Annotated in this window: 25 protein-coding genes and 1 pseudogene; 12 read left to right on the forward strand and 14 right to left on the reverse strand. The window is 34.6% G+C overall.

Going from position 1 to position 25,923, the window contains the following annotated elements:
• Positions 1–329 precede the first annotated feature (329 nt).
• Entirely contained in the window at positions 330–479 is a 150-nt protein-coding gene (locus tag SLH52_RS12355; protein WP_214481091.1) for a YuzL family protein, read from the forward strand.
• 324 nt (positions 480–803) lie between these two features.
• On the opposite strand, the gene nagE is transcribed toward SLH52_RS12355, so the two are convergent.
• Together nagE and SLH52_RS12365 are read right to left on the reverse strand one after the other, a co-directional pair.
• On the reverse strand, positions 804–2,174 hold the full coding sequence (gene nagE, locus SLH52_RS12360; protein ID WP_320209584.1) for an N-acetylglucosamine-specific PTS transporter subunit IIBC: 1,371 nt from the start codon (positions 2,172–2,174) through the stop codon (positions 804–806).
• Positions 2,175–2,193: 19 nt separating this feature from the next.
• On the reverse strand, positions 2,194–2,925 hold the full coding sequence (locus tag SLH52_RS12365) for an SIS domain-containing protein (RefSeq protein WP_320209585.1): 732 nt from the start codon (positions 2,923–2,925) through the stop codon (positions 2,194–2,196).
• Positions 2,926–3,442: 517 nt separating this feature from the next.
• Here SLH52_RS12365 and nagA point away from each other — a divergent pair.
• The 3 genes from nagA to SLH52_RS12380 are packed head-to-tail and all read left to right on the forward strand — an operon-like array spanning position 3,443 to position 6,090.
• Entirely contained in the window at positions 3,443–4,594 is a 1,152-nt protein-coding gene (nagA, locus tag SLH52_RS12370) for an N-acetylglucosamine-6-phosphate deacetylase (RefSeq protein WP_320209586.1), read from the forward strand.
• Between the two features lie 21 nt (positions 4,595–4,615).
• Positions 4,616–5,362 carry a glucosamine-6-phosphate deaminase gene (nagB, locus tag SLH52_RS12375; protein WP_320209587.1) on the forward strand — a complete coding sequence of 249 codons (747 nt, stop codon included), beginning with the start codon at positions 4,616–4,618 and terminating at the stop codon, positions 5,360–5,362.
• Positions 5,363–5,364: 2 nt separating this feature from the next.
• Entirely contained in the window at positions 5,365–6,090 is a 726-nt protein-coding gene (locus SLH52_RS12380; RefSeq protein WP_320209588.1) for a GntR family transcriptional regulator, read from the forward strand.
• 264 nt (positions 6,091–6,354) lie between these two features.
• Here the strand turns inward: SLH52_RS12380 and SLH52_RS12385 are convergent, their stop codons facing one another.
• The gene (locus SLH52_RS12385; RefSeq protein ID WP_320209589.1) at positions 6,355–7,272 is read right to left on the reverse strand and encodes a proline dehydrogenase; all 918 of its coding nucleotides are present in this window, start codon (positions 7,270–7,272) and stop codon (positions 6,355–6,357) included.
• 582 nt (positions 7,273–7,854) lie between these two features.
• Here SLH52_RS12385 and SLH52_RS12390 point away from each other — a divergent pair.
• Together SLH52_RS12390 and SLH52_RS12395 are read left to right on the forward strand one after the other, a co-directional pair.
• A complete protein-coding gene (locus tag SLH52_RS12390; protein ID WP_320209590.1) occupies positions 7,855–8,121 on the forward strand; it encodes a hypothetical protein in 267 nt (88 codons plus the stop codon).
• 16 nt (positions 8,122–8,137) lie between these two features.
• A complete protein-coding gene (locus SLH52_RS12395) occupies positions 8,138–8,473 on the forward strand; it encodes a spore coat protein (protein WP_320209591.1) in 336 nt (111 codons plus the stop codon).
• Positions 8,474–8,626: 153 nt separating this feature from the next.
• Here the strand turns inward: SLH52_RS12395 and SLH52_RS12400 are convergent, their stop codons facing one another.
• On the reverse strand, positions 8,627–8,872 hold the full coding sequence (locus SLH52_RS12400) for a YusU family protein (RefSeq protein ID WP_320209592.1): 246 nt from the start codon (positions 8,870–8,872) through the stop codon (positions 8,627–8,629).
• A gap of 100 nt (positions 8,873–8,972) precedes the next feature.
• Between SLH52_RS12400 and SLH52_RS12405 the strand changes: the two genes are divergently transcribed.
• Entirely contained in the window at positions 8,973–9,671 is a 699-nt protein-coding gene (locus SLH52_RS12405) for an SIMPL domain-containing protein (protein ID WP_320209593.1), read from the forward strand.
• A gap of 290 nt (positions 9,672–9,961) precedes the next feature.
• Here SLH52_RS12405 and SLH52_RS12410 read toward each other — a convergent pair whose 3' ends face one another.
• The 3 genes from SLH52_RS12410 to SLH52_RS12420 all read right to left on the reverse strand — a co-directional run bounded on the left by SLH52_RS12410 (position 9,962) and on the right by SLH52_RS12420 (position 12,801).
• Entirely contained in the window at positions 9,962–10,669 is a 708-nt protein-coding gene (locus SLH52_RS12410) for an ABC transporter permease (protein WP_320209594.1), read from the reverse strand.
• Positions 10,666–11,514 (reverse strand): ABC transporter ATP-binding protein, encoded by an 849-nt coding sequence (locus SLH52_RS12415; protein ID WP_320209595.1) that lies wholly within the window; start codon positions 11,512–11,514, stop codon positions 10,666–10,668. The genes SLH52_RS12410 and SLH52_RS12415 overlap by 4 nt, the downstream gene beginning before the upstream one ends.
• A 180-nt stretch (positions 11,515–11,694) precedes the next feature.
• Positions 11,695–12,801 carry a LytTR family transcriptional regulator DNA-binding domain-containing protein gene (locus SLH52_RS12420; protein ID WP_320209596.1) on the reverse strand — a complete coding sequence of 369 codons (1,107 nt, stop codon included), beginning with the start codon at positions 12,799–12,801 and terminating at the stop codon, positions 11,695–11,697.
• Between the two features lie 172 nt (positions 12,802–12,973).
• On the opposite strand from SLH52_RS12420, the gene SLH52_RS12425 reads away from it, so the two are divergent.
• The gene (locus tag SLH52_RS12425) at positions 12,974–13,804 is read left to right on the forward strand and encodes an aldo/keto reductase (RefSeq protein ID WP_320209597.1); all 831 of its coding nucleotides are present in this window, start codon (positions 12,974–12,976) and stop codon (positions 13,802–13,804) included.
• Between the two features lie 139 nt (positions 13,805–13,943).
• Here the strand turns inward: SLH52_RS12425 and SLH52_RS12430 are convergent, their stop codons facing one another.
• From SLH52_RS12430 to SLH52_RS12455, 6 genes are all read right to left on the reverse strand, one after another.
• Complete coding sequence (locus SLH52_RS12430) at positions 13,944–14,300, reverse strand: cupin domain-containing protein (RefSeq protein WP_320209598.1); 357 nt, start codon at positions 14,298–14,300, stop codon at positions 13,944–13,946.
• Positions 14,301–14,371: 71 nt separating this feature from the next.
• The gene (locus SLH52_RS12435) at positions 14,372–15,079 is read right to left on the reverse strand and encodes a hypothetical protein (RefSeq protein ID WP_320209599.1); all 708 of its coding nucleotides are present in this window, start codon (positions 15,077–15,079) and stop codon (positions 14,372–14,374) included.
• Positions 15,080–15,247: 168 nt separating this feature from the next.
• The gene (locus SLH52_RS12440) at positions 15,248–17,683 is read right to left on the reverse strand and encodes a penicillin acylase family protein (RefSeq protein ID WP_413785521.1); all 2,436 of its coding nucleotides are present in this window, start codon (positions 17,681–17,683) and stop codon (positions 15,248–15,250) included.
• A gap of 355 nt (positions 17,684–18,038) precedes the next feature.
• Positions 18,039–18,659: an ABC-2 transporter permease gene (locus SLH52_RS12445; protein WP_320209601.1), complete on the reverse strand. Its 621-nt coding sequence runs from the start codon at positions 18,657–18,659 to the stop codon at positions 18,039–18,041.
• Positions 18,652–19,518, reverse strand: coding sequence for a phenol-soluble modulin export ABC transporter ATP-binding protein PmtA (gene pmtA, locus SLH52_RS12450; RefSeq protein ID WP_320209655.1), 867 nt, complete (start codon positions 19,516–19,518; stop codon positions 18,652–18,654). Before pmtA ends, SLH52_RS12445 begins: the two co-directional genes overlap by 8 nt.
• Positions 19,518–19,898 carry a GntR family transcriptional regulator gene (locus SLH52_RS12455; RefSeq protein WP_320209602.1) on the reverse strand — a complete coding sequence of 127 codons (381 nt, stop codon included), beginning with the start codon at positions 19,896–19,898 and terminating at the stop codon, positions 19,518–19,520. The genes pmtA and SLH52_RS12455 overlap by 1 nt, the downstream gene beginning before the upstream one ends.
• 322 nt (positions 19,899–20,220) lie before the next feature.
• On the opposite strand from SLH52_RS12455, the pseudogene SLH52_RS12460 reads away from it, so the two are divergent.
• Positions 20,221–21,659, forward strand: a pseudogene (locus SLH52_RS12460) (MFS transporter).
• Between the two features lie 197 nt (positions 21,660–21,856).
• On the opposite strand, the gene SLH52_RS12470 reads toward SLH52_RS12460, so the two are convergent.
• A complete protein-coding gene (locus tag SLH52_RS12470) occupies positions 21,857–23,041 on the reverse strand; it encodes an amino acid deaminase/aldolase (protein ID WP_320209605.1) in 1,185 nt (394 codons plus the stop codon).
• A gap of 159 nt (positions 23,042–23,200) precedes the next feature.
• On the opposite strand from SLH52_RS12470, the gene SLH52_RS12475 reads away from it, so the two are divergent.
• The 3 genes from SLH52_RS12475 to SLH52_RS12485 all read left to right on the forward strand — a co-directional run bounded on the left by SLH52_RS12475 (position 23,201) and on the right by SLH52_RS12485 (position 25,815).
• A complete protein-coding gene (locus SLH52_RS12475) occupies positions 23,201–24,097 on the forward strand; it encodes a 5'-nucleotidase, lipoprotein e(P4) family (RefSeq protein WP_320209606.1) in 897 nt (298 codons plus the stop codon).
• Positions 24,098–24,133: 36 nt separating this feature from the next.
• A complete protein-coding gene (locus tag SLH52_RS12480; protein ID WP_320209607.1) occupies positions 24,134–24,760 on the forward strand; it encodes a nitroreductase family protein in 627 nt (208 codons plus the stop codon).
• An 83-nt stretch (positions 24,761–24,843) separates the two neighbouring features.
• The gene (locus SLH52_RS12485; RefSeq protein ID WP_320209608.1) at positions 24,844–25,815 is read left to right on the forward strand and encodes an HD domain-containing protein; all 972 of its coding nucleotides are present in this window, start codon (positions 24,844–24,846) and stop codon (positions 25,813–25,815) included.
• The last annotated feature ends 108 nt before the right edge of the window (positions 25,816–25,923 follow it).

Raw genomic sequence — 25,923 nt, forward strand, 5'->3', positions numbered from 1 at the left:
ATAGCAAATGGCTATTTTGCATTGAGTGTTATTTTTCCCATGAAGAAATAATTATAATTTTTATAAATCGGTGGTAACCCCTACATAGCTTATTATAGCTGAATTTTGCTACAAAGTTAATAAAGGTTCATTCCATAAAGTAACTGATGTGAATTAGATGATTTTTACAGCCTTTAGAGAAGCAACAATTCCCATATCGTAGTTATATGGGTGCTTATTACGAAAAGCAACAATTAATGCAAAAACATCCTTATGTAAAGAGCCTCATAATTATTATCTTGATAAAAATGTTCACTTTGGAAACGTTAATAAAATGGAGGTGATGCGAAATGGCACGCATGAAGAAGAGTCCATCAAAAGCAGGAGTAAGCGCAGCAAGTGTAAAAGGGAATGCTGGTCCTACGGTTGAAAATGAAGGTGGAAAAACTCAAAGTCAAAATCAGCAATATAAAAAGCATAATATGCAACCCGAGGAATAGAAAAGGGTATAGTACCTTAGAATCTATCTATTGAGCTGTCTTTAGAGCTTATGTCACACGAAGGCAAGCTTGCCTTCGTGTGAGTATAACTATACATAATCAGAAATTGCCCAATTACAATAATATAAGTATGCACATTATAATATTTATACTATTGGTAGCCCAAATCGAATATTTTACTTGCTACATATCTATGAAACTTCTTGTCTCTACTCTCTTATTAACGAAATAACGCTATCTACTTGTTGAAATTTATTCTATTATTAGCCAATTAACACTTTTTTCTGTCCTAACTCACTCTTTTTCTAGCAAAATACTTTATCGCTATACCATCCTTTTTAATGCATCAGCAACAAATTCAACACTTGTACCAACAATAACTTGAACATGAGTTTTATCAACTTTAATAACTCCATGGGCACCATGCTTCTTTAAAGATGCTTCGTTAACATTACTAATATCTTTTACTTCTAATCGAAGCCTTGTTGTACAGTTATCTATACGTTTGAGATTATCTTTACCTCCGAGATCTTGTAGGAAATTCTCTGCCATCATAGTAAACTTGTCCCCCGTGTTAGAATTAGCATCATCCTCTTCCACTGTATCTTCCTCATCCTCTCGCCCTGGTGTTTTAATGTTCATAGCTTTTATCATAAAATAGAAAACAACGAAATAAATTACTCCATATATTAACCCTATCCCTAATAAAAGAAGGGGCTTTTGGGCAATACCAAAATTCAATAAGTAATCTGTCACCCCTGCTGAAAAGCCAAAACCATCATGAATGCCAAGCAAATTTGTAACAATCATCGAGCTAGCTGTCAATAAAGCATGAACGACATATAGAAGTGGAGCGATAAACATAAATGTAAACTCAATTGGTTCAGTAATACCCGTTAGAAAAGAAGTTAAAGCAATTCCTATCAGTGCACCAGACACTTGCTTTCTTCGTTCAGGTTTTGCAGCAGCAATCATTGCTAAACATGCAGCAGGTAATCCAAACATCATGATCGGAAAGAATCCCGTCATAAATTGACCTGCTGTTGGATCTCCAGCGAAAAAGCGATTTAAATCACCTGTTACTCCTCCATATTCACCGAATACAAACCAGACTATGCTATTTAAAACATGATGAAGTCCTAACGGAATTAACAAACGATTTAGGAAACCGAAAACACCTACCCCAGCTGCACCTGCACTGATAATCCATTCACCTACACCATTAATCACCTCTTGAATAGGTGGCCATATAAAACCTAATGGAAAAGCAATTGCTAACATCACGATAGATGTAACAATTGGAACAAACCGTCTTCCTCCGAAGAAAGCTAACCATTCAGGCAACTTTACATCATTATAACGATTATATAATTGGCCACTTATAATCCCTGCTAAAATACCACCAAGTACACCCATATTGATATCTTCATTGATTGCTTGCATTGCATCTGTTAAGACAAAATATCCAATTGCACCTGCTAGTGCTGCGACTCCATGTTTATCTTTTGAGAACCCTATCGCAATCCCAATAGCAAAAATAAGTGCTAAATTATTAAACAATGCTCCTCCAGCAGCAGATATAAACGGTATATCCAATATATCTGGTGCTCCAAAACGCAGCAATAATGATGCAGCTGGTAGTACAGCAATTGGTAACATTAGTGATTGCCCGATTTTTTGTAAGAATTTTAACATCTTTCGTTTCCCCCAATCTTTAAATAAGGTGTGTAACTCTATCTTTGAACTTGTTAATTAACCCAAGGTTATGCTCATCTGAACCATGAACATTTCCATTTACGAAAATAGGAGGTTTTATATTTTTATTTAACAAAATATGAATGGTTTCTACGATTACACTATTTATAATTGCCGTATTAATAATTGTAGATGTTGGTCCAAATGGTTGCTCTAGTCGTTCGTCAGTCAATACAGCATCACCTTTGGTAGAAAAATTATCTATAACAAGATCAACTATCTCATATAAATGGATACGATCGTAATGTCTTGACTTTACGTGTTTCGAAAAATTTAGTGATGTTAATGCAATAACAAGTGCACCCTTTTTCTTAGCATATAGTGCTGCATCAATTGGCACTGGATTAATACCTGAAGTAGACACAACAATAAATACGTCATTTTCTCGAATATGATATTTTTCGAGGTTTGTTTCTATGAAATTATTGACTCTTTCAAGCATAGAAGATCTTACTGGTCCTTTAAATAACATTAAATCTTCTATAAGAATTGGATTAACAGACGCCAAACCTCCTGCTCGATAGAAGATTTCCTCCGAGATGATATGTGAGTGTCCACAGCCAAAAATATGGATAATACCATCTTGCTCAAGTGATTTAGCAATTATTTCTGATGCTTTTTTTATCATTTGTTCATTTTCTCTAACCTTCTGTAGCTTTTTCTCAACTTCATCCAAATATTGTGTAAACAAACATACACCCCCTTAAAGGTAATAATACATATTATAAGTAAGAATTTATTGCTCAACTATCACCCCATTTTGTTGATTAGTGTTTAAATGACAAATATGAATGTAAAATAACAACTTACAGTGATAATGACCTTTACTTACCTGAGAAGAATCCACAATTTTTACATCATCATTTAATATCATCAGTGGTATTTCTTATAGGTAGAGGTAAAGGTTGATAAAGCACATTTTACAGATACATTAGGGGTTACACTCACTAAACTCTACTCTTTAATACATGAACAACTTTTAAGTAAACGCATTCATATTTTGCGCTTAATATGATTTTTCACCCATAAGTTTATACATTTCAAGCTTCTCTTCTCTTAAAATGTTTCTTAACACCTCTTGGTGAACAACTATATAGTACCATTACTACATATAGTTGTCTATACCAATTTATATATTTGTATGGTTGTCTAGACAACTAATATATGTCATGTTATGATATAAAAAAATAGCATAAGGAGTCCTTAACATGCTTATAAAAGGCTTAACAATATACGCTGAAGATAATGTTATTGAACAAGGATATATAAAAATTACTAATGGGAAGATTGAGTCTGTCGGTAAAGCTAACGATGTAACTGACACTGATACTATCCAGTTTCCTAACACTTATAAATGTCTACCAGGAATGATCGATGTGCATATTCATGGTGCACAAGGTGCTGATACAATGGATGCTTCTTCAACTGCGTTAGATACAATTTCGAATGCATTGCCACAGGAAGGTACGACTAGCTATTTAGCTACAACAATCACTCAACAGCATTCGAACATTGAACAAGCATTAAGTAATGTAGGTAGCTATATAAATGTTCAGCCAGCCGGTCAAGCTGAAATATTAGGCATCCACCTTGAAGGACCATTCATTAATCAAGAAAAAGCCGGCGCACAACCTTATGATTATATTATTGACGGAGATATTTCGTTATTTAAAAAATGGCAAAAGCTATCAGGTGAAAATATTAAACTTGTTACGTTAGCTCCTGAAATAAAGAATGGCATAGCTTTGACTAAATATTTAAACTCAAATGGAGTTGTAGCTTCCATCGGTCATTCAAATGCTACGTATAACCAAGTTGTTAAAGCTATTCATGTCGGAGCATCACATATTACTCATTTATTTAATGGCATGAGCGGATTACATCATCGAGAGATTGGTGTTGCAGGTGCGGCTCTAATGCGAGATGAGCTATTTGTAGAAATGATTGTTGATGGTATACACATTTGTCCTGAAATGGTTCAATTAGCTTACCATTCCATCGGTAAGGAACGGACGATATTAGTAACCGATGCAATGCGTGCTAAATGTTTAAAAGGTGGTGTCTACGATTTGGGTGGTCAAAATGTCACAGTGTCAAATAGTAAAGCAACTTTGGATGATGGAGCACTCGCTGGCAGTTTGTTAACGATGGATCAAGCAATGAGAAATATGTTAACTTATACTGACGCAACTCTTGGTGACTTAACAACAATCACTTCAAAAAACCCTGCTAAACAATGTGGTGTTTTTGATCGTAAAGGTAGTATAAAGGAAAATAAAGAAGCAGACTTAATTATTTTAGATGAACATAACAATCTAGTCATGACGATCTGCCGGGGAGCTATCTCCTACGAAAGGTAGAAAAACGAGGTGAAATTACTCATGAATATTATAGAAGCAAAAGACTATCAGGATTTGAGTATAAAAGCCGCTCAATATATAATTAAAAATGTTCGACACAATCCAAATCTTGTTTTAGGCTTAGCGACTGGGAGTACCCCAAAAGGAACGTACGAACAAATGATTAAAGACTTTCAACAGAACAACACATCCTATCAGTATGTTAAGACCATAAATTTAGATGAATATGTAGGGTTAGCAAAGGATGACTTAAATAGCTATTCTACATTTATGAATGAACATCTTTTTAATCATATTGATATTCCCCACTCTCAGACATATATTCCTAATGGAATGGCGAAGGATTTGCATAATGAGTGTGCCCAGTATGATAGACTTATTCATTCATTAGGGGGGGTAGATCTACAGCTTTTAGGCATTGGACATAATGGTCATATCGGCTTTAATGAACCTAACACTTCCTTTAAAACACGAACACATATTGTAAAATTAGCTTCATCCACTCGGAATGCTAATGAACGATTTTTTCAAGATATAAATGAAGTTCCTAACTATGCAATTACGATGGGTATTCAAACTATTCTTGAAAGTAAAGAGATACTTTTACTTGTATCAGGTAAAGGTAAAGCAAAAGCTGTACAGAAGCTATTAGTAGAAAAAAATAGGTGCGAACAATTTCCTGCATCTTCCTTATATGCTCATCCACATGTTACAATCATAGCAGATAAAGCAGCGCTTTCACTTACTTTTGAGCGAAAGGAGAGCTAGAAATGATTGATCGAGATTCCCCTGTTCCAATCTATTATCAGATTGAGGAATATATAAAGAATTTAATAGAAAGTGATGAACTTTCCCCTGGTGATGCCATTCCTTCAGAAAGAGAATTTTCTGAACAGTTTAGTGTAAGTCGAATGACAATCAGGCAGGCGATTACAAACTTAGTTAATGAAGGATATTTATATAGGCAAAAGGGTAAAGGTACTTTCGTTGGTGAAAAGAAAATAGAACAAACATTACAAGGTCTCACAAGCTTTACTGAAGATATGGAAAAGAGGGGCATGAAGCCAGGAAGTAAACTTCTTAAGTTTGAACTCATCCCAGCAACTCGCAGTATAGCTAACGAGTTATTAATTAATGAACATGACCCTTTATATGAAATTAAACGCATACGGTTTGCTGATGACTTACCGATGGCAATTGAAACAACATATATTCCTGCAAATTTACTAAAAGGCTTAACAGAGGAAATTGTAAACCGCTCACTTTACTCTTACATTGAAAATGAACTAAATTTACAAATAGACTCTGCAAAACAAGTCATTGAGTCTTCAGTTGCGAGAGCTGATGAAGCGATGGAACTTGGGATTCATAAAAATGCACCAATATTATATATTCGCAGGCAGACCAAATTAACAAACGGCCAACCACTTGAGTTAGTTAAGTCTGTTTATCGTGCTGATCGTTATAAATTCGTAATTAATATGAAGAGAAATTAGACATTCGCAAGTATCTTTTATTTGTACGGGTCGTATCTCAAGTGAACAGTGAATCAGGTGGAGGCTCTACCCCACCTGATTGAAAGATCCTCTTATAAATTAAACTTTGGAAATGCTTAATAAAAAGTAAACGATTACATAAGGCATTTCAAAAAGAGCCCGCTTGATTCTAAACGAATAAGGCCGGCTCTTTTCATTTATTATTTTAATATACTCATAAATAGATAAAGAGAGTTGAACACATGGTATCAAACCTCTTTTATCTTACTTCTTAACCATTCCCTTTAGTACAAACGCAACATTAGCTGGTCTTTCTGCTAACCTACGCATAAAATAGCCATACCAATCTGTTCCATATGGTACGTACACTCTCATTTTATACCCTTCATTCGAAAGCTCCAGTTGGCGTTCTGTTCGTATTCCATACAACATTTGAAACTCGAATTGATCATTCGGTATATTATGCTCTTTCACGAGCTGTTTAGTATATTCTATAATCGCATCATCGTGGCTAGCTACAGCTGTATAATTCCCATTTAATAAATGCATTTTTATAATTTTTTTAAGGTTGTCATCTACATCTTTTTTATCAGGAAATGCTACTTCAGGGGATTCTTTGTATGCCCCTTTTACTAGCCGCAGATTAGGATGATATTCATTTAAGTCTTCAATATCTTTTTCTGTTCTATATAAATATGATTGAATAACTGTCCCTACATTATCAAACTCTTTTCTTAACTCTGTGAAAATATCAATTGTTTTCTGGCATCGAGAATAATCTTCCATATCGATTGTAACGAACACACCATTGTCTTTGGCAGCTTTTAAAATTCTACGCATATTTCTCATTACCACTTGGTCTGATATATCCAAACCCATAGAAGTCATTTTTAATGATAGCTGTGAATCTAAATTTTCTCTACCAATTGCCTTAATTGCTTCAATTGACTGATCTGCCATTTCGTTAGCTTCTATTTCGTTATCAACAAATTCACCTAAATAGTCAATTGTTACAAATAGCCCTTTATTATTTAGCTCTTTAATTACATCAACAGCAAGGTTAATCGTTTCCCCTGCAACAAACCTTCCAGCACCAAAACGCAAACCATATTTTTTTGCTAATTTTGTCATAGGTTTATTCTTTGATAAAAATAAGAAAAAGTTTTTCATCACTTGTTCCAATTTATAATAACCTCCTTTTGTAACCGCATTCATTTTGAGATAGCAAAGTGTTCAAAAAGTGTGGAAAAAGATGTTTGTATAAACTTGTACAAGCTAACCTACAATGTGCTTCCTCTTCGTAGTTTGAGAAAATGTCATTTCGTAGCTATGTGTATTTTTACTGTTCATGATAGTATATATTTTTCCAAGCAGTTATCAGTCCTACTTTAATACGCCTACTACCATCCATTCTTCTTCGTACTTTTTAAACTCGCATTTTTAAGAAGGCTGTATTTATTTTTTCTACTAGCCAGCATCATTTTATCATCTTTTATTATTTTTGAATATAATTTAACGCTATTTTTGTCGAAAATAAGACAAATTGTTTATCAAAGGCTGTTTTCCCTTTGGTTATTGCTTTTAGTTCTAAGGTTTTCTAGCGGGTTCATGACATCTTTTCAACATTAGGATCAAACCTCATTGTAATGTCCATCTTTATTAACAATAGCAACAAAGTTTACGATAAAAGCGTTAATAATAATTTGAATAGCTATTAGCGGTTAGGGAACGATAAATTTTGAAGTTAATAAGGAGGGATTAATGATGCAGCAACAAAATCTGACTCAAAACCAATCAATGGCAATGCCACAGCCACCACAAGTAATATCAACAAAAGACTCAATGTACTTAACTGATATGCTTTCTTGGAATTTATTAGCTATGAAGAAAGCACATTTCTTTGCCAGACAATGTCAAGATCAAGAAATTATGTCAGCTATAGAACGAGCTGGACAAATGCACCAACGACATTACGGTATAATTATGTCCCATTTACAAAATAACAATCAACCTACCCAACCAATGCAATAAGGAGGTCACTTCATAAATGAATAATCAAAACAAAATTCAAAACCCTAAAACACCGATACCACAAACACCTGAAATGAACGAACGTGATTTTTTAAATGACATGCTTGCAACTGAAAAATATATGACGGATTCTTACTGTACAGCATTGAATGAAGCAAGCCATCAAGCACTTTATCAAGATATACAGAATGTTTTTAACGAAACGCAAAATTGTCAAAGACAACTATACAACCTAATGTTCCAAAAAGGTTGGTACAAAATCGAAGCCAGTGAACAACAGAAGCTACAACAATCTTATCAACAATTTCAAGGTTATACGAGTCAATTCCCATATAACAATATGACCCAATAAGAAAAATCTCTCATCCGATTTCCCCCAACAAGCGCTTTATCTTTAAGGTGCTTGTTGTTTTTTATTAGAACTTGAGGCTAGGGAATAACACATCGGCAACCAGGATAACCAGAGCGTAACAAAGTAGGACAAACACAACTTTTTGTGTCTGCCCTACTTGGATGAACGATGTTCTTCATTTAATTGTTTAATTTCAGCAATGACCTTCTTCATTTCTTCCTTTGCATCTGGGTACATTTCATTCCAATGCTTAGCCAATGCAGGCATGCTTTTCGCAATATGAGTATAAAGCGCCCACATCTCAACCTTTTTGATTGTATCAGGAGTATGTTGACCAACTAATAAATCAGTGTATTTTTCAAGTAAACCGTCAAACTGCTCTATAAACTTTTGTTCCACCATCTCAGCCCCTTTGAACAAATACTTCAACTGTATATATTATAATCTTACACTTTACTACATACAATTTATTACTCCTAAAAAAGAAAGGGTTGTTTCGATGAATTCGTACCCTTATTACAATCCTTTTCCTAAACAGCTAAATAAAAGGCACACTCGACATGACAAAATTGAGCCACATATTATTGTCGAAGGACGTGGGAAAGTAACTGTAAAACCAGATTTAGTTTCTATGCAATTAGGTGTTATTACTGAGGATCAGAGCGCCACCACTGCTCAACAGCAAAATGCATTAAAGTCAACACAGCTTATTCGTTCTTTAATTGAGTTGGGAATTGACAAAAATGATATTGAAACAATGACATACAACGTTTTTCCATTATACAAAACAGTTGATAACGAAAGCATACTCGAAGGATTTAAAGTTACACACCTGTTAAAGATTACGGTTCGAAACAGCCATATGTCTGGAGAAATTTATGATGTAGCATTTCAAAATGGAGCTAGCAGTGCTGGGAGATTAAGTTTTAAATTATCAGATCCCGACCCATACTACATGCAGGCTTTACAAGCTGCTGTAAATCATGCCATTCAAAAAGCTGCTGTCATTGCAGAAACGATTCATGCACAAATAAATCAAACTCCTACAAAAATTAAAGAGGTTGGTCACCCGCCATACAGAACATTTACTGAAGAACAACCACTTATGTCTACAACAATTACTCCATCTACTTCCATTCTGCCAAGAGAAATTAGCATCACTGCGGAAATTGAAGCTCAATTTGATTATAAGTACTAGCCTGTTGATCGAGTCCTCAAAATAGCAAGAACAAAGCTATACTAATTGTTCCTCTTGACTAATCGGCTGTTTTCGCTTCATTTGTTGCTATACGTTCTAATATATATAAGCACGTATCCATCTAGTGTACGGGGTACCTTTTCTACTTTTACAATTATTAAGCTCTAATAAAACTCATCACATTGTCCATTGTTAATAAAAATAGCAACAAAGTTTACGAAAAGAGCCTATAAAAAACAACCAAGGAGAGAGTATACTCTCTCCTTGGTTGTCTTATTGTATAGCTTTTACTAGTCAAATCTTCGTTTTTTATATGTAATTAACGTAACAGCAATAGATACAACTACCCAAATAAGAAGAATAAACAAATTTCCAAATATATCACTATAGCTTCCAGTATCATTGAATTGAGTCCACATATAATTAAATTGCTCACTCGGTAAATAGCTTACTAGCTTTATAATCAATTCATTATCTGTCACCGAAGTGAATATAGAACCCATTCCTAATATGACCAAAATTGGCATTCCAACTACTCCGGTTTCCATTACTGTACGAGAAAGTAAACCTATCATTGTACCAATCGAAATATATATAATCAATCCTACAAATAACATCAATATGAAGAGTGGTAAAGATACCATCTGAAAATCACTAAGAAACATAACACCAGCAACGACAACTATTGTAGCTGCGGCTGATAATGTACTTTTCCCTACTAGAATCTCCAATGTACTAGCTGGTGAAAGTAATAGTCCCCTCAGTGTATTTTTTTCTTTTTCTTCAGCGACTATAGAAGCTTGTACGAAAGTCCCTACTAGCGTAAAGGTTAAATTAATCAAAAACATGTGAGAGAGTTCGTCATTGCCACCTACTCTACCTAGATAAGCTGCAAGTGCTAACGGCATAGCGATTGTTAATAACATATAAGAATTTTTTAATAAATCAATCCAGTCCTTAATAAAAATTGCATTTACTCTTTTCATTGAAAATATCATACTAACTCCCTCCCAGTTAATCGCACAAAAATATCTCCGAGTGTTGGCTCATTTGAATGTATTGAAACAACATCACCTGATTTCATCAGTTCATAAATTTGTTTTGCCCCTTGTTCATCCTTATCAACAACAATAGTTCGATCCCCTTTTAGCAATAGCGAAATGGAAGGATCTGCAAATTTAGTGCGCAAATTTTGAGGGGTATCGAGTAACTCAATCTCACCATTATTAAGAAATGCAACACGATCACAAATCTCTTCTGCCTCTAACATGTCATGTGTTGTTAAAAAGATTGTCGTTCCCTCTTCATTTAATTGGCGCAAACCATTGTGAATATTTTTCGTATTTGCTGGATCCAATGCTGATGTTGGCTCATCTAAAAATAATAGGTCAGGCTTATGAAGAATGGCACGAGCCAACGTGACTCGTTGCTTCATTCCTTTAGATAGCTTTTTAACTTGTGTTTTTTTCTCATTAACTAGGTTGACAGATTCTAATACTTCATCAATTCTGTTCACATCCACATCATATAGCTTACAATAGAGTACAAGATTATCGTAAACAGACAATCGATCATATAGCCCACTATTATCTGTTAATACACCAATTCTTTTCATATAAGCAGGATCATTTAATTTGCTTACATGTTCTCCGAACACTTGAACCTCTCCAGATGTATGTAGAAGTTGAGATGTTAATATTTTAATAGTTGTTGTTTTTCCTGATCCGCTTGGACCTAAGAAACCGAAAGTCTCCCCTTTTTTCACATTAAAAGAAACATCCTTCAAAGCCACTTTATTTTTAAATGACTTAACTAAATTACTTACTTCAATAATATTGTTCATAACATTAACTCCTTTTCCTAAAATTTCCGAATTAGTTAATTGTTTGTTTCGCTGTTGTATTTAGTATAGGCTCATTTCTTTTTACTAGCATTAAATTTCAGGTGAAAAGAGTATATCTGTTGATGAATAAATCCTTTTTATAGATGATTGGCGTTTCAAATTATGTAATATAATCAGATTTTATATTCCAATTATGCCCTTCAAATCATTTAATTTACCTTTTGATAACGGGATTGAGCTTTTTTTCGCATCATCTAGAATTAAGCTATAACTATTACGTGTCCAGGTTATAACTTCTCTTACCTTTTGCAAGTTTACAATATAAGAACGATGGCATCTGAAGAAACCAAATGGATATAAGCGATCAAATAATTCATTTAATGTATAAGAACACGCAAAAGTCTCTCCTTTCACATGTAAATGAGCGATTCCGTCATTACTTTCAATAAAATCTATTTCTGTTGGATCAAAGAGAATGATCTTTTCATTCACTTTAGCCGGAATCTTTTCAAAACGAACTTGTGTATTGATTACTTGATCCTCTTCAACATCTTGAATATTTTTCTCAGTCATTTCCGCATTTGAAGCTGCTTTATTATTACTCGTTCTGTTGTTATTCTTAATAATCTCCTTTTTAACGTCCTCGCCATCAGCTACATCTATCTTTTTTAACCCTTCTCCATTCAAACGATACACACAGTTCGTCATAATAATCGCATTTTCAAGATCGCTTGTCGTCAATAATATTGCTTTCCCCTGCTCAGCAAGTTCTTCAATTATCCTTTTTACAATCATTTTACTTTCAATATCTACATTTTGTGTTGGTTCTTCCATGATGAAAAACTGTGGATCTTGTAAAATTACCCGGGCAATTTGCAAACGCTTCTTTTCAGAAAAGCTAAGCTTGTCGATTTTTGTATTCTGTTTATCTATTAAACCAACCATTTTAATAATAACTTCAATATCGCCATCCACATTATACAGCCGCTTAATGAATTGTAAGTATTGTTTCGGTGTCAGGCGTTCATAATAGCCATCATCAGACAATAGGACACCTATGTTAGGACTTATATTTTTAAAATTACCAATAAATGGTTTTTCAAAATAATTAATTTCTCCTCCAGATTTAGGTAATCTATCGGTAAGTATTTGAATGAATTGTCCACCAACTTCAATGTTACATTGGATTGCAACGATGTCTCCATTATGTATTGTTAAGTCTATAGGTGGGAATAAGACCGTATTCCCAATATTCCTTTCAAGCTTTTTCACACTTAATATGCCCATAGCTTATTCACCCCTGTTTAATCCAAAGTTGTAATAAGGTACCTATTTATTCCTAGATTATACATTAAAACTATAAACATATTGCAAAAATAAAAAAATGAAGATCAAAAAATTCATTTTTTTCCCCTTCTACTTCATAATATTAAGTGATATGAAAATTAAGGAGTTGGTTATGTTGAATTCAATATCAAGCACAGTTTCATTACATAATGGCATTGAAATGCCATGGTTAGGGTTGGGGGTATATAAGGCTGAGGATGGCAAGCAAGTAATAGATGCAGTTAAATCTGCTATTCGTGCTGGGTACCGAAGCATTGACACAGCAGCAATATACAAAAATGAAGAAGGTGTCGGGCAAGCTATTAAACAAACCGAGGTACCACGTGAGCAATTATTTATTACATCAAAGGTTTGGAACTCTGATCAAGGCTTTGAATCAACTTTACGTGCATTTGAAGATAGTCTAGCTAGGCTTAACCTCGACTACTTAGACCTTTATCTTATTCACTGGCCTGTAGAAGGCAAATACAAAGAAACATGGCGCGCTCTCGAACAGCTTTATAAAGATGGAAAGGTCAGGTCAATTGGCGTAAGTAACTTCCATGTCCATCATTTACAAGATTTATTAACTGAAGCAGAAATAAAGCCTATGGTGAATCAAGTAGAATTCCATCCAAAATTATTACAAGAAGAGTTACGTAACTTTTGCCGAGAGCATCAAATTCAGTTTGAAGCTTGGTCACCTTTAATGCACGGAAAATTACTAGACAACGAGCTTTTAACTGAGATTGCAAACAAACATAACAAAACGGCAGCTCAAGTAATCTTAAGATGGGATTTACAAAGTGGTGTTGTAACAATACCAAAATCAATAAAAGAGCATCGAATCATTGAAAATGCCTCTATCTTTGATTTTGAAATAACGAATGAAGATATGCGTACAATTAATGACTTAAATGAAGATTTACGCTTCGGACCAGATCCCGATAATTTTGACTTTTAATAGAAAGTAATAGTCTTAACTGTTGAAGGGGCTATCTCATTCATTGTGTTAACAACTTAGTAAGCCCCTTTTGAATTTTACATTATTCATTTTTCTGTTGTCCTTTGTCCAATGAAAACTTTTTCAGTTTCTTTGAGCCTCATTTTCTCAACTTCATATATGCTGATGGATCTAGTTCTTCACTCTCAATAACGACGGCTGTTAATCCATCATTTGACATAGTTTCATGCCACTCACCTTTGTTCCAAAACACTGCATCACCAGCTTCAACAATTTGTGTTTCATTATTTTCACCTCTAACAGTGCCACTTCCACTTACGACTAATAGCAGCTGATCAGAAACTGCTTGGTGATAGCCGACGATACCTTCTTTATTTAGATACATAAACCCAATATGAGCTTTTTTATCTACGATACCTATACGCGACATGACAAAGTTTGAATCAAATTGTGTTATTTCTTTTCCCGCATTTCTATTAAACTGATATATTTTCATTTATGACTCCTCCTACTATTTAATTTCAAGCGGTTAATTTTCACATGGCTAGTTTAATTTCAACTATTTTACTATATTTTATGGCTACTGTAATTTTTCGAGAATTCTATTAACATATTTTTTGGAATAGGAGAATTCCCTATATCTTTTGACAATATAATGAGCTCATTACATAAAAAACGACTGCGTCTTGATGGGTATGTAGGTTCCATATTTTCACCTATACAGACTCTCTCAGGTTGAACATTGAAAGTCCCAATTGGCACTTCATTAACTTTAGCATTATCAAAGTAAATGCGAAAATAATCGTTTTCATTCCAAGTTAACCTAACTGTTCTTTGTTCTTCACAGCATAACATTGGTGTATCAATAATAACTGAATTTACTTCTTGATCTACTGAGAGCCATACCTTTAATTTTCGTTGATGAACATTGTAAAAACATAAGAAAAAATTATTTTCAATAGCTGAAGGATATAAATTATCTCGAATCATAAAAAAATATATATAATCTGGATGTGATATGCCCTCCATTGATTTAGTGTTAAAAGTCCATTCAATCATTCCTTCCTTCTTATTGAAAGGAATATTAAAGGATTTTCGACTATCAGGAAAAATCCAATTACCATTGGATCCATAATTTTTGTAGTAAATAATATTATTTAAATTAAAGTCACAATGTGCAACATCTTCAACCTTAGGTGGATTTAGTATATATACATATCTGTCTACTGTATGAAGTGCCTTTGCTTTATACTTTTTTAGTTTACTTTTAATCATGAATACGTTCTCCCCTTTTTTCGTCAATAAAAAAGTCATCCCCATAGAAAGTTTGTTTAAACGAGGATGACTATATATTCTATTTCAGTACTTTGAAAAAAATGTTAGTTCACAAAAAATTATGACCACCTATTAGCCATGACGCATACCTTCTAAATATTAGTTTAATTATTTCGGTTTCAATAACAATAAATGCGCATTTTTCTGGTAGTTATCAGAATCTGTGCTTGTCACATGATACTCTCCTTCAGCCCAGCTTTCCATTTGATCGTGGTAGTTTTTACTTAATACGTGTCCGCTTTGACCAGGTCCAACAACACTATAGCTTGTTGTCATATCAGCTAAATCTTGTATTACTCGCCATGATGCACCGTGATTAACTTCTCCTGTTTTTCTATTCCAACTAGCTGCTTTGACAGTAATATTACTACCGCTTACCGGTATTGGTGAAGAGTTAAATAATAAATTTAATGGTTTAATTGCGGCAAGAGGGTGACTAAAAATAATTTCGTGAAAATTGCCCCATTTCCACTTATCTACATTATTCCCTTGTAGCTCAGCCGCTTTGTCAATAGCTCGCTGTAATGCATTCAAAACAACTTTGTCTAATCCCCCTGCATCTTCAATCCACGGCCCTGGATTTCCTCCAATTGCCCTTCGAATCAGTTCATCAACAACTTGTGATTTTCCCCTAAAGAAACTGATCATATCCTCGTCGATCTTATCTTCAAACAACACATTTGAGATTTCTTCCATCCAAAAATGAAAAACGAGCGGTTCGGCTAAGTCCTTATCATCAATAAAATTCCATTGACGCATTTTACTTAACACTTCATCATCAATCGATCTTAGTTGAACATTATTTAATAGCGATAAGAACATTGGTACAAACTCTTCTGCATATAAGTTCTTGTTATCAAGTTGAAGGTTTTTCATATCCTCCATTGAAAATGTATCTTTACTTAATAGCACATCGCGAATCCGTTGTTGTCGATATGGCTGCGCCCATATATTTGACAGATGATAAGGGTAACTATCATCAACTACTTTATTATTTGCAGTCGAAATAAACCCTTCTTCTGGATTTACGATCGTTGGGAGCTCCTCCCAAGGAACAAAGCCTTCCCATTCATACTCACCTGTCCAACCAGGAACAGGTACAAGACTGGTCCCATTCTTTCGAATTGGAATTAACCCATTTGCACGATAAGCAATCGTTCCATCTATTGACGCAAAAACAAAATTAGAAGCTGGGGCATAAAAGTATGTGAGTGCGTCTTTAAAATCATCCCAGTTCTCAGCCCTCCCAAATTTCAATACTACTTCAAGCTCTGGTGAAGGTTCGAGTGCCGTCCATTTCAGCGCAAGTGCTGTTTCTGGCTTCTCATCATGCGCAAACTCAGAAATAATAGGCCCATGACGGGTTTCTAGAACTTGATAATCAATGTCTTCTCCATCTTTAACAGCAATTGGCTCTTGTATGACTGTTGCTTTTTCCCATTCACCCTTGTATTCAAATTCTAAGTCATTTTCTGGATTCCTTTTTTCAATATATAAATCTTGTACATCAGGACCAACATTCGTAATTCCCCACGCTATATGCTCGTTTCTACCTAGGATGATTCCAGGTGCTCCCGGTACAATCACACCGCTTACTTCAAAATTTGATGTTTTTAGGTGTGTTTCAAACCATATAGAAGGAGTTGCAAGCCCGAGGTGAGGATCATTCGCAATATACGGATAGCCCGATTCGGTTTTCTCCCCTGCTACAACCCAATTATTACTCCCATTTAACTCATTTGGCATATGAGCAGATGCCAAGCTTTGTTTCACATTAAGTGGATTTTCACGTAATGCCTGCAAAATAGTTGCCCCGTCTTCAGGGTATGTCGGAAACAGATCCAATGTTTGTTCGTCAGAAAAATTTTGAGCTAAGTAATAGCGGAAAGCTTGCCCCTCCCAATGTCCTCCTAAGTCATACGCCATATACTTACCTACAAGAATTGAATCGTAAACTGTCCACTTGTCCGGTTTATAACCCATTAACCGAAATTCAACAGCAAGCCCCCCCTCTTCATTAACTGTATCGATGAATGCATTTACCCCATTGGTATAAGCAGTTAATATTTCTTGTGTCTCTTCTGATAAAATATCCCACGTCTCATTTGCAACACGATGTAAGCCAATTGTGCGGAAAAATTTGTCCGTATCCACTGCACTTTCACCAATGACTTCACTTAATTGACCTGATGCTTGACGCCGAATTAAATCCATTTGAAACAAACGCTCTTGTGCGGTCACGTACCCTTGAGCAAAAAACAAATCTTGTAAATTATTTGCTTCAATATGAGGAATACCCATTTCATCACGGTATACGGAAACTTCTTGTTGTAATCCACTAATGATGATTTCACCTTTTGTTTTTGGTTTACTTTGTAGAACGTAAATATATCCAGCTGTAAGTAACAGAGCGCAAACTATAATAATCGTAAATATACTGTAGAATACTACCCGACGACGTTTCGTTTTAAAAAGAAGTCGCTTACTTTTTTCTGTTGGTGCCTCCAATAAACTCCCCCCCTTTATACTTTTATTAATATTCATAATATTCTAATAAAAAGAACATAATCCTTTTTATTACTTATACTCATACCTATGCGCAACATTAACGAAAAACTTATCTGGTGGAGTTTATGTGCTACTAAGTAAAATCAATTGAATGTATACAGAACGAAAATGTTAGTTTTTAGAGGCTCATTTACTGATATGAACTTTATAGTCTTTAGAGAAGAAAAAATGCCACTAGCATTATATATATTCGTATGTAGTTCATATTACGAAAAGCAACAATCGATGCGAAAACAGCCTTTTCAAAGTTAAAAAACTCATGAATGACAACATAAAAAAAGATAGGAGAAGATTAAACCTTCAACCTATCTGCATACTCGAAATATTTTATTTACAGCTCTTTTGCTTCGTAAATTCTATATGACAATAACCAAGAAAGACTTATTAATACTGCTATCACAGCCAACATGGACATGGCAAACTGTATTGAGTATTGCTCAAATAAATGTAAAAGCCCCCAAAAATTATTTTTAACACCTAGGTTTAATACCATTGGACCTACCGCAAAAATGAGCACGACCAATAACACCATCGCATATCTAATAAAAACTGGACCAAATAAGTAATAACTCGGAAAGAAGAATGCCATAAAAATCGCTAATATTGTTAATGTAGTTACAAACTCAAAAAGAGTTAACTTACCATACATATTAAAAAACATATTCAAAACCATTGAGAAGGAAAAACAAATGAGTGCAAAGAGAGTTACTGTAACGTATTTTGATGTGACAATTTGCTTCCTAGACACAGGCAAACTATTCATCAATACTTCACTATTGTTTCGAATATCATAAAAATACATATTCCGTGTAAATAATAGCGTCAAAATTAGTCCTATGAATAATAACGGAAAATTGTCTCTAGCAACGAAATATAAGAAAAAAATTAACATTAAGTTGACGATTAAATGTACTTTATGTACGTGAAATTCGTTTCTAATTAAATTAAACATATTGAACACTCCTATTCGTATAAAACATAATATCATCAAGTGTAGCTCTCTCGAACATCACATTAGGACCGAGTAATGCATTCATTGATTTCTTGTCGTTTGTTAACGCTTCGAAGCCAACATCAGTTTCTTTTATACCAATTGCTAGCTGTCTAATATTTTCAGTTAAGTACTTGTTTGAACCTTTTACAATTTGATAGTCCTCAAATACTTCGTCCTTCTCCTTATTAAAGATAATTTTCCCATTATTAATAAATGTGATATAGTCAGCAATCTGTTCAAGGTCAGTTGTAATATGAGTAGAAAAGAAGATGGTTTTATCTTCATCTTGCATAATTTCTGTAAGTAGCTGCAAAATCTCTCTTCTCACAACAGGGTCAAGCCCTGAAGTTGGTTCATCCATAATAATAAGATCAGCATGATGGGAAAGCGCAACTGCAATTGATAATTTCATTTTCATCCCAGTTGAAAATTGTTTTAGCTTTTTCTTTAGCGGTAGTCGAAAATGATTAATATTTCGTTGAAAAGCTTCTTCATCCCAGTTTTTGTAGAAAGGAGCAATTGCTCTTTTTATATCAGCTATTGTCAAATGTTCATAATAGTGATTTTCAGCATATACAAATCCTATGCGTTCTTTAATTTCCTGACTATGCTTTATGTGATCCATTCCAAAAACTTGAATATCACCAGTATCGTATTTTATTAAATTCATAAGTAATTTGATCATTGTTGTTTTCCCAGAGCCATTCGGACCGATAAAACCTGTAATGAACCCTTTGTTAATTGAAAAGGAAACATCGTCTAACTGAAAACCTTTGTACAATTTATTTACGTTATTCACTGTAATTACTTGTTCCATCATTTATTCTCCTCCTTGTAAAGCATCGTTACGAGTTCTAGTAGTACACTTAATTCAATTCCCATTACTTTGCTTTCATCAACGACGACTTCAAGCTTGTTTTCAATCAATTGTAATTGTTGATCACGTAATACACTTACATTTTGACCAGAAACAAATGATCCTTTCCCAACTTGAGACGTAATAAACCCTTCCTTTTCCAGCTCTTCATACGCCCTTTTCGTCGTAATAATACTAATTTGCAAATCCTTTGCAAGCTTCCTCATTGATGGGAGTGGGTCACCTTCCTTTAAATCCCCTCGTAAAATTTGCTGTTTAATTTGATTAGTTATTTGCTCATAGATTGGTTCATCTGCTGAGCTAGAAATAATAATATCCATCGGCATCACCCATTGTGTATATTGTATATACTATCTATATACAATATACACAATATTATTTAAGAAGTCAATATATGTATTTGTTTGAAATTCATGTGTCTAATTCCTATTTCATACTAAAGTGGCAGCTTACTTAAGTCTTTTCCCCGACGATACTGCTTACTTTTTCCATTAAAATTTTTTATATGAGCCTATTAATCATCGTACATGTAACGAAGGAAGTTTGCCCCTTTGCTATTCTTACTAACTTAATGAACAACCAATTGTTACCTATATCAAGGGATGTGCCTATCCTTTAAACATGAAAAACGGTGGAAAAACTATGGATCAACAATCTAAAGGAAGCTATAAACAACTCATACAACAAAACCGTAACTTTAAAAATCTTTTACTTGGACAAAGTGCGAGTGTATTAGGCGATTGGTTTAATATGATTGCACTGCTCGGACTCGTATATGGAATTACTCAATCCCCACTTTATGTTTCGCTAACATTTTTAAGTAAAGGCATACCACAATTACTAATTAGTCCATTTGCAGGCGTTCTCGTTGATAAGATTGATAGAAAAAAAATCATGGTGACAGCAGATATATTAAGAGCGCTGCTCATATTAGGTTTATTATTTACTGAACAGTTTATTTGGATTGTGTTTATCGTAAACTTCTTCACTGCGGTTACTAGTGTGTTTTTTAGTTCTGCACGACAAGGAGTCATCAAAGATGTAGTAGGTGAGGAGGACCTTTACTTGGCTAATTCTTTATCTAGCACGGTTGGTGGAATTATTTCTATCATAGGTGCCTCTTTAGGTGGTTTAGTGTCTGGAATGTTCAGTAGCCATATAGCCTTTTTCATCAATAGTGCTTCTTTTCTCATTTCTGCTTATTTTATTCAAGCAACAACTATTCCGAAACATTATGTTAAGGAGAAAGAACTAAATTTTATAGAAGATTTAAAAGATGGCTATCGATTTATCTATCAGACGCCAATTATATTAGGTGTTATACTTGTAGGTATTTCGTGGGGACTTATTGGCGGTGTTTATCAAATATTATTAACAGTTTATGGGGAGACTGTCTATCATGCGGGCGATATGGGAATAGGTATCTTATATGCTACACAAGGGATAGGGACGATTATTGGCGGATGGATCGTGAGTAGATTTGTTGGCAATCGTAAAGAAAAAATGGTTTTTTACTTTGGAATAGCATATTTATTTCAAGGGATATTTTTCACCTTGTTTGCAAGCTCTTCAGTTTTTATCATAGGTATTACCTTTTTACTATTTATGAGAATTGCTGGAGGCGTAATCATTCCATTAGATACAACACTCATACAAATGAATACTCCTAATGATAAAATCGGCTTTACTATTTATGAGAATTGCTGGAGGCGTAATCATTCCATTAGATACAACACTCATACAAATGAATACTCCTAATGATAAAATCGGCTTTACTATTTATGAGAATTGCTGGAGGCGTAATCATTCCATTAGATACAACACTCATACAAATGAATACTCCTAATGATAAAATCGGCAAAGTATTTTCTCTTCATTACTCGTTATTTGGAGCATTAATACAATTTTCCATGTTTTTTGCGGGTATTTTACTAGAATTTATTCCCACAAATATCATTGGTACGAGCTTTGGACTTATTTGTATCGTTGTAAGCATCATTTGGCTCCTTATGTTCAAACGCCTTACAAAAAGTGTTAGCAATTCGACATCGTTAATAGCTATTAAGCACTTAAATGAGTGATAAAAAAGATCATATATAAATGGTTACCATACGGACTAATAATAACTTTTTTAGTATACACTTTAACTTAAACCTCAAAAAACTAGGTGGAGAATTTTCTCCACCTAATTTAAAGAATTGATGCTACAACTGTTTAATAAGATATGTAATAATCAATAAACTTTAGTGATTGGCTCATTTTCTGTACAGGCCGTAGCCTACAAAAAGCATTGCCCCTCACCTCGATAGGTTGCATATTCTCCCACGATTTCACCTTGTGAAACACCATACAAACATGAAAATCTCTCACATAGTTCACCACTTTTGGCATGGCGGAAAAATATCGGATCACCTAAGGATAAAGATTCTGAGCCCTCATAGAAAACTGGCGTTTGAACTTCTCCCGCCCCTTCCAAGGTATGCAAGCGAGCACCAAATGGCAAATAAGGCTTAGGTATTTTATCATCTCCAACTGCACCTGAAGCTATATACCCACCACCAAGACATGTATAATACCGATCTTTTGGTGTTCTAACAATCTCTAACGCATATCCTGCAGCAGGTTTATATTGGAAATCTTGATAATAATCAAACAAGCTCGGCGAAAAAAATCCGGAACCTACTGTTACTTCTGTAACAACGTGCTCTTTACAAGTTGATGACAGGCTCCCTGTACCTCCTCCGTTAACGAACCTCAATGAAAAACCAAGAGCTTCAACGCTTTTAACAACCTCTGTTCTTCTTTCACTAATCGCTTGAATCGAATGACTTTTTAGCTTTCTTACGATAAAGTTTTTTGCTGATTTTCCTGCTACAGCATCACCTACACCAGCAATCTGCGCTTCGTAGCCCATGATGCCGTCTAGTTTAACAAATTGGCACTGTTTTATTACGTGTGCAATGTCATCAACATGTTTAGCAGATTGCAAAGGTGAGCGATATACGCCGAATCGAAAGCGTGGAAAATCCACGGACATATCTACATCAATACAAATGGGGATCACCACGTTATCATTTGCACCAATTTGATCAATTAGCTTAACATGTTCTACAGAATCAACCATTAACGTGATTAAAGAGCCTTGCTTAATCTGTTTTGCAATTGCTGTTAAATATGTCTCATCTACAACAGGGTAAGCAATTAACACATCATTAAAACCATGATTAGCTAAGAAAATTGCCTCATTAGCAGTAAAGCACATTATGCCTTGAAACTGTTCATTATTTTCAAGAATTCGTTTCATTATCGGTACACTTCTTATTGATTTACTGCCTAAGCGTATTTTTTTTTCGTTACTGGCCTTTAAAATTTGTGTGATATTATCATCAAGTAAATCCAAATCAATATAAGCAAATGGTTTTTGTATATGTTGTAAAGTGTCCTTATAATATTGATAATTCATGTAAACCGCCTACTTCCTTATCAAATTAACCCTACTATATCCCACTATTTTAACAGAAATTTCTGATAACAATCTACCTATTATCATATTCATAATTTTACTCTTTCAGTAAAAAATATAGAGGATCAACGTACTAACAATATAAAGGAGGTTGAAACAATGTGTTCAAAAATGTATTTGATTCGTATCGGGTTCATTAGTGCATTATGCTTCACAGTTATTACAGGCTGCGGCACACCTAATACTAATGAAGAGACCGGTGAAAATGCAGCTGGAGAAGAAACAACTCAAGAACAAAATGAAACAAATGAAGAAGCACCGCAAGCTTCAACGGTCAATATCCCTGCTGAAAATATTATGTCTACTCTATGGCATCAAACGTCTGGAGAACGAAATGCTTTATATTATCAAGGATATAATATTGGCAAAATGATGCTTGATCAAAATTTGACAGAGAATATTGAAAAGAAGAGAGCAATCGTTTTAGACCTTGATGAAACTGTTCTAGACAATGACCCGTACCAAGCTTATGCAGCTGTAAATGGCGTTGAATATCCTGAAGGATGGGACGATTGGATTAACTCGGCTAGTGCAGAGCTATTACCTGGTGCACTTGAATTTCTACAATATGCTGACGAAAAAGGTGTTGATATTTACTACATTTCAAACCGTAAAGAAGAACAAAAAGAAGCTACGATTAAAAATATGGAGTTACATGGAATTCCTCAAAGTACTGAAGACCGTATTTTGTTGAAAACAGAAGAATCCAGTAAAAAAGCAAGAAGGGATCAAGTTCTGGCGGATCATGAAATCATTCTTCTCTTCGGAGATAATTTAGCAGATTTTGCTGACGTTTTTGATAAAAAGACTGTTCCAGAGCGTAACTCGTCGGTAGATGATTTAAAGGCTGATTTTGGTTCTAAATTCATAGTATTTCCTAATCCAATGTATGGCGATTGGGAAGGAGCTGTTTATGATTTCAACTGGGATTTAACGCCTGAGGAGAAAGATGAAAAAAGGAAAAAGGCTATGAAACCATTCGAACGAGCAAGTTAATAGTTAATGTAACAAACATACTCAAGGAGGAGAAATATGACTACAACCAATGTTGATTTATCAACTGTAATTAATGACAGACACTCTATCCGGATTTATGACCCTTCAGTAAAAATTGATAAAAATGAGCTTAACGACATGATTCAGGAAGCAGCAAAAGCTCCTTCCGCATGGAATCTTCAGCATTGGAAATTTTTAGTTATTGATGATCCAGACATACAAAACACCTTATTGCCGATTGCCTTCAATCAGCAACAAGTCGTTGATGCGTCAGCAGTCATTGCCATTTTGGGTGACCTTGAAGCAAATAAAAATGCTGAACGAGTTTACAGTGAAGCAGTTGCAGCTGGATTTATGACAGAAGAAGCAAAGTCCACATTAATTGGACAAATAAATGGAGCATACCAATCTCCAGAAGCGGCTCTTCATTCTGCCATACTTAACCCTTCACTTGCTGCTATGCAACTCATGCTCATAGCAAAAGCACGAGGTTATGACACTTGCTCTATGGCGGGCTACGATAGCGCACAGTTCATCAAAACATTTAACATTCCTTCACGGTACGTACCAGTCATGTTACTAACGATAGGAAAAAAAGCGAAAGATGCCCATGCAACAAATCGTTTTCCTGTAGAAGATATAACTCTTTATAACAAGTTTTAACTAAGTGAGGAGCACCTGTAAAGGATGCTCCTTCTAATTATCATGATATAATACTCCTTATTACATAAAGGAGATCTCAATTAATGATTATTCATGATAGAATTTATGGAAACTTCGAAATTGAAGGTGTATTAAAAGAGCTCATTCTATCTCCTCCTGTTCAAAGACTTAAGAAGGTTCATCAAGGTGGAGCATGTTATTTAATGAATGAGAAATGGAACATAACCCGCTACGATCATTCTATTGGTGTGATGTTGCTAATAAGAAGACTTGGTGGCTGTCTCGAAGAACAAATTGCCGGACTATTACACGATGTATCACACACAGCTTTTTCTCATGTTGTCGATTACGTATTCGAAAATGCGAATGAAGATTTTCATGAGCAAATATTTGACAAGATTATTGAGCAGTCTGATATCCCTACCATCCTCTCAAACTATGGGCATTACTATAAAGAGATACTCTTCCCCATGGAACAATGGTCAATTTTAGAACAGCCTTTACCAGATCTATGTGCCGATAGAATTGATTATACACTTCGAGATATGCATAGTTATTTTGATATTTCAAAGGATGAAATAAACAAATTTTTGAATTCACTAATTGTAAAAGAAGAGAAAATCTGTGTAAAATCACTTCAAAGTGCCGAATGGTTTACTGAAACATACTATAAAGAGGTCATTGATTTTTTCATGAGTCCAGAAAATGTTTATAGCAACAACCTTTTAAGCAAAGCTATAAAAATCTCCTTACAACATAAATTAATAACACCAGATGATTTGTTAGACAATGATTACACCCTATTGAGTAAACTAACCAACAGTAATAATGCTGAAGTACTGGCAATCTTGCAACAAATCAATAGCAATGTGAAGCTAGAGCTAAATGATACCAGTTACGATATTCATGGAAAACATAAAGCAAGACTCATTGATCCAGCAGTTGTTATAAACGATTCTATTAACAAAGCATCGGAACTCTCCACATGGGTAGCACAGCTTAATGACCACGCAGCTCGCAAGTTTCGTGAAGGCGTGTTTATAAAAATCGTATAGCATCATTGTAAACAAAAGAAGAATGGGTGTTGACTAGTATCACTAAACGGTGAATTACATAGTAGTTCAACAAATGAACTTACCAATAACTGTAAGTCCATTTGTTGA

Source organism: Cytobacillus sp. IB215665 (assembly GCF_033963835.1).
Classification (GTDB): domain Bacteria; phylum Bacillota; class Bacilli; order Bacillales; family SM2101; genus Nanhaiella.